The organism is Arthrobacter sp. 10T425, from assembly GCF_056393985.1.
In genome coordinates this window covers 1-540 of sequence record NZ_JBFTGZ010000055.1, presented here as the reverse complement: position 1 = coordinate 540, position 540 = coordinate 1, and the positions used below count along the sequence as shown (strand labels likewise).

General features: G+C 65.0%; 1 protein-coding gene. It reads left to right on the top strand.

Features of this window, described 5'->3' with window-relative positions:
- Positions 1–540: thymidylate synthase (locus tag AC1DDH_RS20480; protein ID WP_476956212.1), on the top strand; the 540-nt coding region annotated here is incomplete at both ends.

The window sequence follows — 540 nt, the reverse complement described above, 5'->3', positions numbered from 1 at the left end:
ATCTGGGACGAGTGGGCCGACCAGAACGGCGAACTCGGCCCGATCTACGGCTACCAGTGGCGCGCCTGGCCGACGCCGGACGGCCGCCACGTGGACCAGATCGCCGACCTGATGCAGCAGATCCGCAACAACCCGGACTCGCGCCGCCTGATCGTCTCSGCSTGGAACGTSGGCGAGATCCCGCAGATGAAGCTACCGCCCTGCCACGCATTCTTCCAGTTCTACGTGGCCGACGGCAAGCTGTCCTGCCAGCTCTACCAGCGCAGCGCCGACATCTTCCTCGGCGTGCCGTTCAACATCGCCAGCTACGCGCTGCTGACGCACATGATCGCGCAGCAGGCCGGCCTGGCCGTGGGCGACTTCGTCTGGACCGGCGGCGACTGCCACATCTACAACAATCATTTCGAGCAGGTGGAAACCCAGCTCGCGCGCGCGCCGATGAAGCTGCCGACGCTCCAGATCCAGCGCAAGCCGGACAGCATCTTCGACTACAAGTACGAGGATTTCGCGCTGGTGGGCTATGAATCGCACCCCGCGATC